The sequence below is a fragment of the Mesorhizobium sp. 113-3-3 genome (assembly GCF_016756495.1).
Taxonomy (GTDB): domain Bacteria; phylum Pseudomonadota; class Alphaproteobacteria; order Rhizobiales; family Rhizobiaceae; genus Mesorhizobium.
The window spans coordinates 3394285-3407746 of record NZ_AP023243.1; the positions used below are offsets into that span (position 1 = coordinate 3394285).

Annotated in this window: 13 protein-coding genes; 4 read left to right on the top strand and 9 right to left on the bottom strand. The window is 63.8% G+C overall.

What is annotated here, in order from left to right; all coding sequences use genetic code 11:
* Positions 1 to 36 precede the first annotated feature (36 nt).
* Both JG746_RS16510 and JG746_RS16515 read right to left on the bottom strand, forming a co-directional pair.
* Positions 37 to 2574, bottom strand: coding sequence for an ATP-dependent helicase (locus tag JG746_RS16510; RefSeq protein WP_202359094.1), 2538 nt, complete (start codon positions 2572 to 2574; stop codon positions 37 to 39).
* A gap of 83 nt (positions 2575 to 2657) precedes the next feature.
* Positions 2658 to 3494, bottom strand: coding sequence for a DUF2059 domain-containing protein (locus tag JG746_RS16515; protein WP_202359095.1), 837 nt, complete (start codon positions 3492 to 3494; stop codon positions 2658 to 2660).
* 194 nt (positions 3495 to 3688) lie between these two features.
* On the opposite strand from JG746_RS16515, the gene JG746_RS16520 reads away from it, so the two are divergent.
* Complete coding sequence (locus JG746_RS16520; RefSeq protein ID WP_274609330.1) at positions 3689 to 6004, top strand: glucose/quinate/shikimate family membrane-bound PQQ-dependent dehydrogenase; 2316 nt, start codon at positions 3689 to 3691, stop codon at positions 6002 to 6004.
* A 5-nt stretch (positions 6005 to 6009) separates the two neighbouring features.
* Here JG746_RS16520 and JG746_RS16525 read toward each other — a convergent pair whose 3' ends face one another.
* Both JG746_RS16525 and JG746_RS16530 read right to left on the bottom strand, forming a co-directional pair.
* Positions 6010 to 6447: a hypothetical protein gene (locus tag JG746_RS16525; protein ID WP_202359097.1), complete on the bottom strand. Its 438-nt coding sequence runs from the start codon at positions 6445 to 6447 to the stop codon at positions 6010 to 6012.
* Between the two features lie 9 nt (positions 6448 to 6456).
* On the bottom strand, positions 6457 to 6612 hold the full coding sequence (locus tag JG746_RS16530; protein ID WP_202359098.1) for a hypothetical protein: 156 nt from the start codon (positions 6610 to 6612) through the stop codon (positions 6457 to 6459).
* Positions 6613 to 6894: 282 nt separating this feature from the next.
* On the opposite strand from JG746_RS16530, the gene JG746_RS16535 reads away from it, so the two are divergent.
* Positions 6895 to 7743, top strand: coding sequence for a dienelactone hydrolase family protein (locus JG746_RS16535; RefSeq protein ID WP_202359387.1), 849 nt, complete (start codon positions 6895 to 6897; stop codon positions 7741 to 7743).
* Positions 7744 to 7748: 5 nt separating this feature from the next.
* Here the strand turns inward: JG746_RS16535 and JG746_RS16540 are convergent, their stop codons facing one another.
* From JG746_RS16540 to JG746_RS16550, 3 genes are all read right to left on the bottom strand, one after another.
* The gene (locus JG746_RS16540; RefSeq protein WP_202359099.1) at positions 7749 to 8195 is read right to left on the bottom strand and encodes a response regulator; all 447 of its coding nucleotides are present in this window, start codon (positions 8193 to 8195) and stop codon (positions 7749 to 7751) included.
* A complete protein-coding gene (locus JG746_RS16545) occupies positions 8188 to 9339 on the bottom strand; it encodes a histidine kinase dimerization/phosphoacceptor domain -containing protein (protein ID WP_274609331.1) in 1152 nt (383 codons plus the stop codon). Before JG746_RS16545 ends, JG746_RS16540 begins: the two co-directional genes overlap by 8 nt.
* 144 nt (positions 9340 to 9483) lie before the next feature.
* Complete coding sequence (locus tag JG746_RS16550; RefSeq protein ID WP_202359100.1) at positions 9484 to 10383, bottom strand: EamA family transporter; 900 nt, start codon at positions 10381 to 10383, stop codon at positions 9484 to 9486.
* Positions 10384 to 10472: 89 nt separating this feature from the next.
* Between JG746_RS16550 and JG746_RS16555 the strand changes: the two genes are divergently transcribed.
* A complete protein-coding gene (locus JG746_RS16555; protein ID WP_202359101.1) occupies positions 10473 to 10952 on the top strand; it encodes an Lrp/AsnC family transcriptional regulator in 480 nt (159 codons plus the stop codon).
* Between the two features lie 33 nt (positions 10953 to 10985).
* Here JG746_RS16555 and JG746_RS16560 read toward each other — a convergent pair whose 3' ends face one another.
* On the bottom strand, positions 10986 to 11183 hold the full coding sequence (locus JG746_RS16560; RefSeq protein ID WP_202359102.1) for a hypothetical protein: 198 nt from the start codon (positions 11181 to 11183) through the stop codon (positions 10986 to 10988).
* A gap of 261 nt (positions 11184 to 11444) precedes the next feature.
* Positions 11445 to 11924, bottom strand: a complete 480-nt coding sequence (locus tag JG746_RS16565; RefSeq protein ID WP_202359103.1) for a thioesterase family protein — start codon at positions 11922 to 11924, stop codon at positions 11445 to 11447.
* A 102-nt stretch (positions 11925 to 12026) separates the two neighbouring features.
* Between JG746_RS16565 and JG746_RS16570 the strand changes: the two genes are divergently transcribed.
* Complete coding sequence (locus JG746_RS16570; RefSeq protein ID WP_202359104.1) at positions 12027 to 13442, top strand: FAD-binding oxidoreductase; 1416 nt, start codon at positions 12027 to 12029, stop codon at positions 13440 to 13442.
* Positions 13443 to 13462: the final 20 nt, after the last annotated feature.

The following is a 13462-nucleotide window of genomic DNA, read 5'->3' on the forward strand; positions in this document are numbered from 1 at the left end:
CGGAACTGCGCTGAGAGCTGCTCGGAACCGGGCAGCTCACACCGCCGCGACAAACCCGTCCAGCACGCGTTTCTGGCCGGCCTTGTCGAAGTCGATGGTCAGCTTGTTGCCTTCGATGGCCGAAATGTTGCCATTGCCGAATTTCTGGTGAAAGACGCGGTCGCCGACGCTGAAGGGCGACGGCTTGTCGGCGACGGATTTGGCGACCAGCTCGCCGTCGATGGTGCGGCCCTTTACGCTCGTGCGGCCGGCGCCGTAGCCGCTGTCGGTCTCGCCATAGCCGATGCGCTCGACCTGATGGCCGGAGCGCGTGCCCCAGTTGCGGTCGGTGGCTTCGGTGCGGTTGGCCTGCGCACGCTGCCAGCCGGGCGTCGAATAGGTGTTGGAGAAGGCGCCGGATTTTTCGGTGTTGGCGCCGACACTGTCGAAACGCGAGGCGCCGTACGGATTCTGCCGGCCGCCACGGCCCGACGCGAAGGAGCCGCCGCCGTACGAATTGCCGTAGCCGCCGTAGCTGTTGCCACTTTCGGCAATCTCGACATGGGATTCCGGCAGTTCCTCGAGGAAGCGCGACGGGATGGTCGATTGCCAGAGCCCATGGATGAGGCGGTTGGAGACGAACCAGAGATGCAGGTTCTTCTTGGCCCGCGTCAGGCCGACATAGGCGAGCCGGCGTTCTTCCTCCAGGCCGGAGCGGCCGCCTTCATCAAGCGCGCGCTGGTGCGGAAACAGGCCTTCCTCCCAGCCGGGTAGGAAGACCGTCTCGAATTCGAGACCTTTCGCCGAATGCAACGTCATGATCGAGACGGCGTCCTGCCCGGCATTCTGCTCGGCATCCATGACCAGCGCCACATGTTCGAGGAAGGAGCGCAGCGACTCGTACTCCTCCATCGAGCGGATCAGTTCCTTGAGGTTTTCCAGCCGGCCCGGCGCCTCGGCCGAACGGTCGTTCTTCCACATGTCGGTGTAGCCGCTCTCCTCGAGAATGGTCTCGGCGAGCTCGGTATGCGGCTTGGTTTCCAGCGCCTTCTGCCAGCGCTCGAAATTGGCGGCGACTTCGCGCAGTGCTGCGCGCGGCTTCGGCTTCAATTCGTCGCTTTCGGCGAGATTGCCGGCGGCCTCCAGCATCGGGATGCGCAGCGCGCGCGCCGTGTCGTGGATCTGGCGGATGGTGGCTTCGCCGAGCCCGCGCTTCGGCACATTGACGATGCGCTCGAAGGCGAGGTCATCTCCGCTGTTGGCGACGACGCGGAAGAAGGCCAGCGCGTCGCGGATTTCCATGCGCTCGTAGAAGCGCGGGCCGCCGATGACGCGGTAGTTGAGGCCGAGCGTGATGAAGCGGTCCTCGAAGGCGCGCATCTGGAAGGACGCGCGGACAAGAATCGCCATGTCGTTCAAATTATGCTTTTGCCGCTGATAGGCCTCGATGGTCTCGCCGATGGCGCGGGCTTCCTCCTCGGAATCCCAGGCGGCGTGGACATTGACCTTGCCGTCCTCGGGGTCGTTGCGGTCGGTGAACAGCGTCTTGCCGAAGCGGCCCTCATTGTGGGCGATGAGGTGGGAGGCAGCGCCAAGGATGTGCGCGGTCGAGCGGTAGTTGCGCTCCAGCCGGATGATGGTGGCGCCGGGAAAATCCTTGTCGAAGCGCAGGATGTTGTCGACCTCGGCGCCGCGCCAGCCATAGATGGACTGGTCGTCGTCGCCGACGCAGCAAATGTTGACGGTGGTGCGACCTTCAGCCCGTTGCGCCAGCAGGCGCAGCCACATGTACTGCGCCGTGTTGGTGTCCTGGTATTCGTCGACGAGGATGTATTTGAAGCGCCGGTGATAGTCCTTCAGCACATCCGGATTGGCGCGGAAGATGCGGATCGGGTGGCAGAGCAGGTCGCCGAAATCGCAGGCGTTCAGCGTCTGCAGTCGCTCCTGATAGGCCTTGTAGAGCTCTCGACCCTTGCCGTTGGCGAAGCTGCGCGCGTCACCCTCGGCGATATCGGACGGACCTTGGCCTTTGTTCTTCCAGCCGTCGATCATCTGGGCGAACTGCTTGGCCGGCCAGCGCTTGTCGTCGAGCCCTTCGGCCTGGATCAATTGCTTGATCAGCCGCACGACATCGTCGGTGTCGAGGATGGTGAAGTCGGAACGCAAGCCGGCAAGCTCGGCATGACGGCGTAGAAGCTTCACGCCGATCGAGTGGAAGGTGCCGAGCCAGGGCATGCCCTCGACATTGCCTTCACCGATCAGGATGCCGATGCGCTGCTTCATCTCGCGCGCGGCCTTGTTGGTGAAGGTGACGGCGAGGATCTGCGAGGGAAAGGCCCTGCCGGTGGCAAGGATGTGGGCGATGCGGGTGGTCAAGACGCGGGTCTTGCCGGTGCCGGCGCCGGCCAGCACCAGAACCGGGCCTTCGGTGGTCTCGACCGCCAGCCTTTGCTCGGGATTGAGGCCCTTCAGATAATCGGGCGCACTGTTCTGGCCGCCGCGGGCAGCCATGGCGCGCGCGGCAATGCCCGACGGGGCGGTGGGCCGCGCATTGGGTTCGTCGAAGAAGGGCATGTCTTCCGAAAAGCCGGACATCTTCCCCCGAATGTAGTGATTCGGCAGGGAAAGACCAGAACTGTCTACGTTTTGTTCTGGGTAAAAGTGCCTGCTATCGCGGTTCAGGCCTTGCGGTAGCCGAGGGCGACGAAGAATCGATGGCCGAAGGAGCGCGCCTCATCCGTCATCACCGCGCCCAGGGCGTCCTGCATCTGGTCGTAGTAGCGGCCGCCGGCGGGTGAGGCCAGGAAGGCGGCATAGAGCTTCAGGTCGGCCATGGACATATCCCGGTAGACATAGGCGGCCGATTCCATGGCATCGCTGTCGATGTCGCGGCGAAGCCCTTCGGTTTGCTTGCGCAGCAGGGCCATGACCTGGTCGTCGGGCAGGGGCTTTCCGGCCGCGCCAAGCATTTCGGAAAGCATCGCATAGCCCATGTTCAAGGCGACGGCTTCGCCGGTGTCGACGGCGCTGATATCGTCCATCATCTTCCTGTACAATGCGAGCCTGTCCGGATCCCTGGACGGAAGCTCGCCGAGGATTTTGGCGCCCTCGATCTTCTTGGCCTCCCTTGCCGCTGGCGTGGACGCCTGGATCTCCAGCGCGGTGACCTGCTTGCCCAAAGGCGACGCGTAGAACGCGGCCAGGTCGGACAGGTCCTTCGCGCTGAGCTTGTCCGCCATCCGGGCCTCGATGGCCGCTTCCATCTTCTCCGGGTCAAAGGCGCCTTCCATGGCGTCGGCAAGCGCGTCCTGGACCTTTTGCGGCGGCGTTCCCGGTGCCGATTTCACGGCCGCGGTGAAGCCCGGGCCGATGCCCATCAGCATCTCGTGAAAGCCGTTCGCCTTGTTGATCTCGCTGATTGTCTGCGCCGGCGCAGCTACCGTGCCGGCAACGAGCGGGACGAGGCAGTAGAGCACAAGCGCTATGCGCGTCAGCGGCGAAACGAATGACGGCATTTTGCTTGCTCCACGACAAAGATGATCCATGGAGACTGCGGGAAAACCCTGATGCAGGCAAGATGGTTTGCCACCTTGGCGTGTGGGCCGGCTTGACAGGCGAGGCAGGCGGGAGAAAGCTGCGCGCAGGGCAGGAACGGTGTACCGGATCGCCCATGGGCGCGCGAGCGCGCAACAGTCGAAGGAGTATCATCTTGGCTGTCACCATCACCTCCCTCATCCTCTTTCTCCTCGGTCTGGCGCTTGGCGCGGGCGGCATCTGGTTGGCCTCGCTGGGGGGCAGCTGGTACTACATCGTCGTCGGTCTGGCCTTCCTGATCGCGGCCTGGCTACTTTACCGGCGCCGTTCCACCGCGCTCTGGCTCTATGCGGCGATCGTGCTCGGCACGCTGGCCTGGGCGGTCTGGGAAATAGGCTTCGACTGGTGGGAGCTCGGCCCGCGCGGCGGCATCATCGTGCTGGTGGCGCTTTGGCTGCTGACACCGTGGGCAAGGCGGGGCCTTGTCGGGCCTGACGGCCGCGCTCCGCTGATCCTGGCGGTGCTGGCATCGCTGGCGGTGGCCGGCTATTCGATGACCACGGACCCGAAGGACATTGCGGGCGCGCTCGACACCGACAAGGTGATCCCCAACGCCAATCTCGGCAATGATGTGCCGGCCGGCGAGTGGCACTATTACGGCCGCACGCAGTTCGGCCAGCGCTATTCGCCGCTCGACCAGATCACGCCGGATAATGTCGCCAATCTGCAGCCGGCCTGGACCTACCGCACCGGCGATGTGAAAGGGCCCGATGACGTCGGCGAGACCACATACCAGGTGACGCCGCTCAAGATCGGCGACACGCTCTACATCTGCACGCCGCACAATTTCGCCATCGCGGTGGACGCTGCGACCGGCAAGGAAAAATGGCGCTACGATCCCAAGGTCAAGCTTGACAAGGACCGCCAGCACCAGACCTGCCGCGGCGTGTCCTATTATGCCGATGCGGCCGGCGCCGCCGGCCAGCCTTGCGCGACCCGCGTCTACCTGCCGACCTCGGATGCGCGGCTGATCGCGCTCGATGCTGCCAGCGGGCAGGTCTGTCCCGCCTTTGCCGAGGGCGGCACGCTCAACCTGTTGACCGGCATGCCCTATCCGAAGTCGGGCTATTACTACTCGACCTCGGCGCCGCTGATCGCGGGCGGCAAGATCATCGTCGGCGGCGCGGTCAACGACAATTATTCGACGCAGGAGCCTTCCGGCGTCATCCGCGCCTATGATGCGAGCACCGGTAAGCTGGTCTGGAACTGGGATTCCGGCAATCCGGACCAGACGACGCCGCTGCCGGCCGGCCAGACCTACACCGCCAACTCGCCCAACATGTGGTCGACGCCGAGCGCCGACGAGAAGCTCGGCCTGCTCTATGTGCCGCTCGGCAACCAGACGCCGGACCAGCTCGGCGCCGGGCGCAGCGCCAATGTCGAGAAATTCTCCTCCTCGATCACCGCGCTCGACCTCAACACCGGGCAGTTGAAATGGGTGCGGCAGACCGTGCACCACGATCTCTGGGACATGGACGTGCCGGCGCAGCCGAGCCTGATCGACATCACCAAGGCCGACGGTTCCGTCGTGCCCGCGCTGGTCGGGCCGACCAAGCAGGGCGACCTCTATGTGCTCGACCGGCGCACCGGCGAACCGGTGATCGCGGTCAAGGAAGTGCCGGCGCCCGGCGGCGCCATCGAGGGGGACCATACGTCGCCGACGCAGCCGGTCTCCGATCTCACCTTCATGCCGAAGCCGCTGACCGGCGCCGACATGTGGGGCATTACCATGTTCGACCAGTTGGCCTGCCGGATCGAATTCCAGGGCTTGCGCTACGAAGGCCGCTATACGCCGCCTTCCGTACAGGGCTCGCTGGTCTATCCCGGCAATTTCGGCACCTTCAACTGGGGCGGCGTCGCTGTCGATCCGGTTCGGCAGGTGATGTTCGGCATGCCGACCTATCTGGCGTTCAAGTCGCAGCTCATTCCTCGCGACCAGGTGCCACCGCCGGATGAAGGACGCGGCAGCGAACAAGGGCTGAACCGCAATGAGGGCGCGCCCTATGCGGTGGTGATGGGACCGTTCCTGTCGCCGCTCGGCATCCCTTGCCAAGCGCCGCCCTGGGGTTATGTCGCGGGCGTCGATCTGAGGACCGGCGCGATCGCCTACAAGCACCGCAACGGCACCGTCTACGACATGACGCCACTACCGCTGCCGCTGAAGGTCGGGGTGCCCGGCATTGGCGGGCCGATGATCACCGCCGGCGGCGTCGCCTTCCTCGGGGCCGCGGTCGACGATTACCTGCGCGCCTATGACCTGACGTCAGGCAAGCAGCTCTGGCGGGCCCGATTGCCCGCCGGTGGGCAGTCGACGCCGATGACCTATACGGTCGCCGACGGGCGCCAGTTCGTGGTCATCGTCGCCGGCGGCCACGGCTCGGTCGGCACCAAGCCGGGCGATTATGTGATGGCGTATGCGCTGCCGAAGTAAGGGCGCTAGCCGAGCCCGAGATGGCTCTTAAGGCCGGGCACAGAGCCGAGCACCTGGTTGGTCAAACCGGGGCCGGCGGCGGCTTCGGCCTGCTGGACCAGCGTGGCGCCGGCCTTCTGGATCTGCGCAATGTCGAGCCCGGATGCCTTGAGCGCGGCGAGGCCATTGACCAGCGCGCCCGCCTTTTCGCCGAGAACGCCGCCAAGCGCGCCTTGCAGCGACGACAGGAAGCCGCCCCCGCCGCCGGCCGGGGCCGCGGCCATGACGTCATATTTCTGCGCCAACGCATCGGCGCCCGGGATCTTGGCGAAGAAGGATGAGGCGCTGGTGCCTTCCGCCTCATGCTCAAGCACCGAGAAAATGGTGCCGACGACCTTTTCGGTCGTCGCCTGATCGAGGCCGGCCTTCTGCGAAACGGTGTTCACGATATCCTGTACGTCCATGACTTCACCTCAACCTTGGGTCTTCGTGTTTGCCGGATGGCGCTGGCGGCTGCGGACCTTGACCATGGACTTTCGGCTTGCCGCGACAACGGTTGCGCTCATCGCCAGAATGGCGGCTGCCGCAACCATGAAGACGGTTGCAAGGATCGGCGAAGTCATGGTCATCAGCTTTCCTTTCACGTCGGGCCCTTCTGGACCATGGCCGCGCCATGGGGCGGCCGGAACGTGAGTTTCCTCTAACATTGTGGCAGCGCCATCAGAATTTGTCGCCGATGACAAGAATGTGATGATGGTTGCCGCAGCTTGCCAGGGAACAGGAGCGTGACCGAGCCGTGACTGGACGATGCGAGGCTCGCCCCTATCTTGCGGACGCAAGGACACAAAGTTCGAGGAGCGCCCCCCGTGACCAAATCCACCATCGCTGACAAACCTGTCATCACCCAGGCGATGATCGATGCGTATGACGAGTACACGCATCTGACGCTCGACCGCCGCCGCTTCATGGAACAATTGACCCGGCTTGCCGGATCGGGGGCCGCGGCGGCCGCCATTGCACCAATGCTGGCGGCGAATTCCGCCCAGGCGGCGATCGTCGCCGACAACGATCCGCGGCTGAAGGGTGAGGATATCACCTATCCCGGCAGTGGCGGCGAGATGAAGGGCTATCTGGTCAAGCCTTCAAACCAGGCCGGCAAACTCGGCACCGTCATCGTCATCCATGAAAACAGGGGGCTCAACCCGCATATACGCGACGTCGCCCGCCGCGTGGCGCTGGAGGGGTTCGTGGCGCTTGCACCGGATTTCCTGTCGCCTCTCGGCGGTACGCCCGCTGACGAGGACAAAGCGCGCGACATGTTCACGAAAGTCGATCCGGCGCAAACGATCGCCAATGGCGTCGCAACCGTCGCCTTCCTCAAGGCCGACAAGGACGGCGACGGCAAGGTCGGCGCCATCGGCTTCTGCTGGGGCGGCGGCACGGCCAACATGCTGGCCGTCAACGCGCCGGATCTCGCCGCCAGCGTCGCCTATTACGGCATGCAGCCGAAGGCGGCCGACGCAGCGAAGATCAAGGCCGCGCTGCTACTGCACTATGCCGGGCTCGACGATCGCACCAATGCCGGCATCGCCGCCTTCAAGAAGGAACTCGATGCCGCGCATGTCGAATACACGGTCTATGTCTATGAAGGCGCCAACCATGCCTTCAACAACGATACGTCGGCGGCGCGCTACGACAAGAAAGCGGCCGATCTCGCCTGGGGCAGGACGATCGCTTTCCTGAGGCAGAAGCTGGCGTAGGGACGTCAGGCTGCTGGCGCCCAGACCGCCGCGAAGGCCGGCGAGAGGGTGAAGCCTGCTGGACGTGTCGAAACCGGCGGCGGGCGGCGCACGCCCTCCTGCAGATACCGCAACGCCGACGTCAGCCCGTTCATCGTGTAAGGCTTGGCGATGACGCCGATCGCACCGGCAAAATGATCGGGGATGCGCTTCGGATTGGCGGTCATGAACACCACCATCGAACGTTTCTTCTCGCCAATATAATGGGCCACATCGACGCCGGTCGGACCGTCGGTGAGGTGGATGTCTACAAAAGCGATGTCGGCATCCGTCGACTCAACCATGCTTTTTGCTTCCGCCGAAGACGTCGCCCAGCCGACGACGCTGTGGCCGGCTTCCTCGACAAGGCTTTCCAGTTCCATCGCCAACAGCGCTTCGTCCTCGACGATCAGGACCTTGAGCGGTTCAATCATGAGAGTGTCCTTTTTGCTGCGGTTCGTTTGGCATCGAGATCACGACCGTGGTGCCGGGGCCGGCGTCACGCCATTCGATATCGGCGTGCAATTGGCGAGCGAGCGATTTGATCAGCCGCATGCCGAACGAGCCGTCGCCATTGGCTTCGGCCATGCCGACGCCATCGTCTGATACCTCGATGTTGAAGTGGCCGTCAGGCTGGCTCATCTTGATGCCGATGCGGCCCGCCGTGGTTCCGTCCGGCGCCTCCTTGAAAGCGTGCTTCAAGGCATTCGTGACGAGTTCATTGACCATCAGCGCGACAGGCGTCGCCTTCTCGGCTGAAATCACAATGGGTTCGAGTTCGAGTTTCGACTCGATCCCGGATCGTCCCGACGCCGTCAGCAGATCCGTCACTAGGTCCTTGGCGAAATCCGAGACGTCGAACCGGCTGACATCCTTCGATTGATAGAGCCGGCGATGCACGGTGCTGAGCGCCTCGATCCGCTCCAGCATAGTGGTCAACGAATGCCTGGTCGCCTCATCCTTTATGGTCCGGCGCTGCATGATGATGAGTGACGAGATCATCTGCAGGTTGTTTTTCACCCGGTGATCGACCTCATGCAGCAAGGTGGTCTGCGCGTCGAGCGCCGCTTCCAGTTCGGCGGTGCGCTCCTTCACCGCTCTCTCGAAGCGGTCCTTGTCGGCGGTGATGCGATGCTCCGAGCGCTTGCGGTCCGACACGTCGAGTTGCGAGGCGAAAAAGAACTGCAATTCGCCTTTGTCGTTGGAGACAGGGCTGATGTAGAGTGCGTTCCAGAAGGTCGAACCGTCCTTGCGATAGTTCAGAATGTCGACGCTGACATCGGCTTTGTCCTCGATCGCAGCGCGTATCTGATCAACCGCGTCCTTGTCGGTTTTCGGCCCCTGCAGGAAGCGGCAGTTCTTGCCCAGCACCTCGTGGCGCTCATAGCCGGTCAGACGCAGGAAGGCGTCATTGGCAAAGACGATCGGGTTGTCGGGCCGCCGGGGATCGGTGATGATCATCGACATGCGGGTGGCGCGGATGGCCGCCGCGAACGGGTCGCCCTTGCCGTGCTCGACATGAAGGTCGTCCGTCATGTGCCAAGCGTCGGCAGGCTCCCTGGTCCGTTTCCAGTCCATTGTGTCACTCCAAGCCGTTTTCGTGGGATCAACGGCTCAAGTGAGGAATTGGTTCAATTCTGGACGTCTTGTCGCAGCCAGGCGAGAACCGGGAACCGACTCGGCATTCGTGCAAGCAATTGATGATAAAGGCTTTCCTGGCGTCTAGTCTGTCGAAGCCGGCTTGTGGAAAGCGACGCCGGCGACCACCAGTGCGACCCCCACGCAATCGTAGAAGCTTGGAATCTGGCGCAGCACGATGACGCCGATCAGCGTTGCCGTGACCGGCAGCAGCGATAGCATCAGCGCGAAGCTGGAGCGCGGCAGCCGCGACATGGCGAGCTGGTCGCAAATGTAGGGGATGACCGAGGAGCAGATGCCGACGCCGATGGCGGCGATGAGCAGCGGCGGCGAGAAAAAAGCCGGTAGCGCATCGGCAAAGCCGACCGGCAGCACCAGAATGAAGGCGACCGCCATGGCGGCGCCCAGGCCCGCAATGCCGTCGCCGGCGCCGGTGCGGGCGACACGGTGGCCGAGCACGATGTAGCCGACGAAGAGCGCACCGTTGAGGAAGGCCCAGAACAGGCCGACGGGATCGCTGGACCATTTGACGTCGATCAACAGCAAGGTGCCGGTGACGGCCACGGCAAGGGCAGCCAGGTTGCGAACGCTCCTCAAGCCGATCACCGCGACCCCGATGGTGCCGACGAATTCGATCGCCGCGACCAGCGAGATCGGCGAGCGGGCGAGTGCCAGGTAGAACGAGCAGTTCATCACCGCCAGGCAGGCGCCGAAGGCCAGCAACAGCAGCCGTGTCGAGCGATCGGCGCGGGCAAAGCTTCGCCACGGGCGCGTCAGCGGCGCGAAGATCAGCGCGGCGGTGGCGATGCGCAGCCACGCCATGCCGAGCACGCCGACATGCGGGAAAAGCAGCACGGCGAAGGCCGGGCCGAGATAATGGAAGATGGCACTGACACCGAACCAGACATGCGGCGGCAGTTTTGTCGCCAGGCCGTCGAGGGCCAGGGCAGGGCGGGCAGCTTGTGCTTGCGTTGAATCCTTCATAGTCTCAGCATCGCAGGCGATTTCTTCGCTTTATATGGGCGATAATCAGCTTCTCCGGCAGTTTTTCTCCCGGAAGCAAGGAGTTTTCAGTGAAACGCCTTCGAACTGAAAATATCGACCTCGACGCGGCCGACATGAAGATCCTGCGGCTGCTGGAAAAGGATGCGCGCGCCAGCACGGCGGAACTGGCGCGTTCGGTCGGCCTGTCGGCGCCAAGCGTAGCCGAGCGCATCAAGCGGCTGCAGGAGAACGGCGTGATCAAAGCCTATTCAGTCAGGATCAACCCCGCCGCGCTCGGCCTGAAGCTGTCGGCATGGCTGCGCATCCGGCCGGTGCCGGGGCAATTGTCCGTGGTTGCCGAGATCATCCGTGAAACGCCGGAGATCGCGCAATGCGACCGCGTGACCGGCGAGGATTGCTTCATCGCGCTCGCGCATGTCGCTTCGGTGGCCGAACTCGAGCGGGTCATCGACCGCATCATCCCCTATGCGATGACCAACACGGCCATCATCCAGTCATCACCAGTGGTGGCGCGCTCACCCCTGGCGGCGATGAAGCGCTCGCCGTAAACGGCGCGGTTTGATTAATGCCCGATGAGGACGCTACGCATGCCCGCGCTTCAGGCGGGCGCGTTTCAAGATGCTGCGCCAGCGGATCATGTCGAACGGGATCGGCTCGTTGTTGTTGGCGATGTGGAAGATCTCGTTGTCGACGTTCTTGAGCGAACGCCAGAAATCGTAGTCCGTGATGCGCGGATCAGCGGCCAGCCTGTCCGCTTCGACCTTGATGTCGGTTTTCATGCACGTCCCTCGAACCGGCTTCGCCCCGCCGCTCGTATCGCAACTCGATGCGGACCGTTTTCAACCGCTCCGCTGAGTCGTTCAACGGCTCAATTGGCTTGTTCCCGTTAAATCCTCGGTAAGGTTAACGCCGGTCCAAACCGGCTTCAAGCACCGCTGCTGGTGGATATCGGGGGCTCCGCGATTTTGAGTTCAGGGTGTGGCTTTGAAGTCAGACCCAATGCCTGGCCGCAAGGAAGCTGGATGGATATCGGCTGCGTCCTATTTGCGCCTGATGCCGATCGAGCGGCCAGCACGCTCCGGCATCGGCAGGACCGCATGGGCGGCGCGCATGGCTTCGACCTTGGCCATCACATCGGCGGGGAAGGGCGCGACCTTCGGCCCCGACATGTCGACATGCAGCGACAGCGTCTCGGAGGTGGCGGCGAGCCAGCCGTCGACATGGCGGATTTCCTGATAGGCCCGGAGCCGCTTCTCGTCATGGTCGATGAGCTGGAACGACACCTGGACCTTGTGGTCCAGGTGCAGTTCCTGGACGTAGCAGACATGGACTTCGGCGGTGTAGATGGTGAGGCGCCGCTGCTTGACGTAGTCCAGTCCCATGCCCATCGCCTCGAAGGCCTCGTCCGAGCAGCGGTCGAACAGCACGTTGTAGTAGGCCATGTTGAGATGGCCATTGTAATCGATCCAGTCCTTCTCGATGTCCATGGGCTTGGAGACGAAGGGGGCGGGGATGGACATTGAAACTTCCTTGTTCTGGCGCTGGACACGGCGTGGCCGCTGAGACTACGCATCCATAATCGCATAACAAGCGTGGACGCTGGTCCATTCGCGGAGGAATTCATGGCTCTGAGCGACCTCAATCCGGTCGAACGCAACGAGGAAGGCATCGCGGCGGTGCTCGGCATCCTCAAGCAACGGCTCGGCGAACGTTTTCAGACCGGCCAGGCTATCCGCGCTCAGCACGCCCACACCACCACCTATATCCCGACCCAGGCGCCCGATGGCGTCGCTTTCCCCGAGACGACAGCCGAGGTGCAGGAGATCGTGCGGGCCTGCGCCGCGCATCGCGTGCCGGTGATCGCCTTCGGCGTCGGCTCTTCGCTCGAAGGCCACACCAACGCGCCCGGCGGCGGCATCTCGGTCGACACTTCGCGCATGAACCGCATTTTGGCCGTCAATCCGCAGGATCTCGACTGCACGGTCGAACCGGGCGTGACGCGCGAGGATTTGAACCGGCATCTGCGCGACACCGGCCTGTTCTTTCCGATCGATCCGGGCGCCAATGCCTCGCTCGGCGGCATGGCCGCGACGCGGGCCTCCGGCACCAATGCGGTGCGCTACGGCACGATGCGCGAGAACGTGCTGTCGCTGACGGCGGTCATGGCCGATGGCGAGACGGTGACTACCGGCAAGCGGGCGAAGAAGAGCTCTGCCGGCTACGATCTGACCCGGCTGCTGGTCGGCTCGGAAGGCACGCTCGGCATCATCACCTCGCTGACGTTGAAGCTGCAAGGCATTCCGCAGGCGATCTCGGGCGGCGTCTGTCCGTTCCCGACCGTCGAGGCGGCCTGCAACGCCGTCATCGCGACGATCCAGATGGGCATTCCGGTGGCGCGCATCGAACTGGTCAATGCGCTGCAGATGCGGGCGATGAAGAACTATTCCAAGCTCGATTACCCGGAAAGCCCGTGCCTGTTCGTCGAGTTCCACGGCCGCGATGCCGGCGTTGCCGAACAGGCCGAAACCTTCGGCATGATCGCCGACGAAAATGGCGGCGGGCCGTTCCTGTGGACCAGCATCGCCGAAGAACGCACCAAACTGTGGAAGGCCAGGCACGATGCCTACTGGTCGTCGCTGACGCTGCGGCCGGGCGCCAAGGGCCTGTCGACCGATGTCTGCGTGCCGATCTCGCGCTTTGCCGAATGCGTCACCGAGACCGAGGCCGACATCGCCGAAATGGGCCTGATCGCGCCGATCGTCGGCCATGCCGGCGACGGCAATTTCCACGTGCTGGTGCTTATGGACGTCAATGATCCCAAGGAGATCGCGCTGTCGGAAAAATTCGTCGCGCGGCTCAACCTGCGGGCGATCGCCATGGACGGCACCTGCACCGGCGAGCACGGCATCGGCCAGGGCAAGATCGGTTTCATGCGCAGCGAACTCGGCCACGGCGTCGACATCATGCGCACCATCAAGCAGGCGCTCGACCCGCAAAACATCATGAATCCGGGCAAGATATTGCCGGCTGTGGGGTAGGGTCTCCCGAAAAAGCTCGT

Coding starts and splice junctions, on each gene's coding strand:
- JG746_RS16530 (WP_202359098.1), bottom strand. CDS start 6,612: ATGACCATGACTTCGCCGATCCTTGCAACCGTCTTCATGGTTGCGGCA.
- JG746_RS16515 (WP_202359095.1), bottom strand. CDS start 3,494: ATGCCGTCATTCGTTTCGCCGCTGACGCGCATAGCGCTTGTGCTCTAC.
- JG746_RS16570 (WP_202359104.1), top strand. CDS start 12,027: ATGGCTCTGAGCGACCTCAATCCGGTCGAACGCAACGAGGAAGGCATC.
- JG746_RS16540 (WP_202359099.1), bottom strand. CDS start 8,195: ATGATTGAACCGCTCAAGGTCCTGATCGTCGAGGACGAAGCGCTGTTG.
- JG746_RS16565 (WP_202359103.1), bottom strand. CDS start 11,924: ATGTCCATCCCCGCCCCCTTCGTCTCCAAGCCCATGGACATCGAGAAG.
- JG746_RS16560 (WP_202359102.1), bottom strand. CDS start 11,183: ATGAAAACCGACATCAAGGTCGAAGCGGACAGGCTGGCCGCTGATCCG.
- JG746_RS16545 (WP_274609331.1), bottom strand. CDS start 9,339: ATGGACTGGAAACGGACCAGGGAGCCTGCCGACGCTTGGCACATGACG.
- JG746_RS16550 (WP_202359100.1), bottom strand. CDS start 10,383: ATGAAGGATTCAACGCAAGCACAAGCTGCCCGCCCTGCCCTGGCCCTC.
- JG746_RS16525 (WP_202359097.1), bottom strand. CDS start 6,447: ATGGACGTACAGGATATCGTGAACACCGTTTCGCAGAAGGCCGGCCTC.
- JG746_RS16510 (WP_202359094.1), bottom strand. CDS start 2,574: ATGTCCGGCTTTTCGGAAGACATGCCCTTCTTCGACGAACCCAATGCG.
- JG746_RS16535 (WP_202359387.1), top strand. CDS start 6,895: ATGATCGATGCGTATGACGAGTACACGCATCTGACGCTCGACCGCCGC.